The organism is Virgibacillus sp. 7505 (assembly GCF_002272135.1).
Taxonomy (GTDB): Bacteria; Bacillota; Bacilli; order Bacillales; family Amphibacillaceae; genus Terribacillus.
In genome coordinates this window covers 1-224 of the sequence record NZ_NPBF01000378.1, presented here as the reverse complement: position 1 = coordinate 224, position 224 = coordinate 1, and the positions used below count along the sequence as shown (strand labels likewise).

Genomic DNA, 224 nt, shown 5'->3' with positions numbered 1-224 from the left:
CTCTTCCTGGCTTGGCCAATTCGACTGTTACATCATAGTCGCGGGCAAAGCTTGCAAACTTGCGGGTAATCCGTTCTAAATAAGAATCGAGATCCACTTCTTCCCGTTTCAAGTCAATATAGCCTGCTTCCATACGTGCCAAATCGAGAAGCTCATTGACGAGCCTGCCCATACGTAGCGATTCATCGTAAATGATTTGCGCGACTTCTTTTCGTTCCTCATCA

Annotated in this window: 1 protein-coding gene; it reads right to left on the bottom strand. The window is 46.4% G+C overall.

Annotated elements, in window-relative coordinates; genetic code table 11:
* Window positions 1-224, bottom strand: a 224-nt coding sequence (locus tag CHH91_RS19420; RefSeq protein WP_353615342.1) for a histidine kinase dimerization/phospho-acceptor domain-containing protein, incomplete at both ends; no start/stop codon positions are given.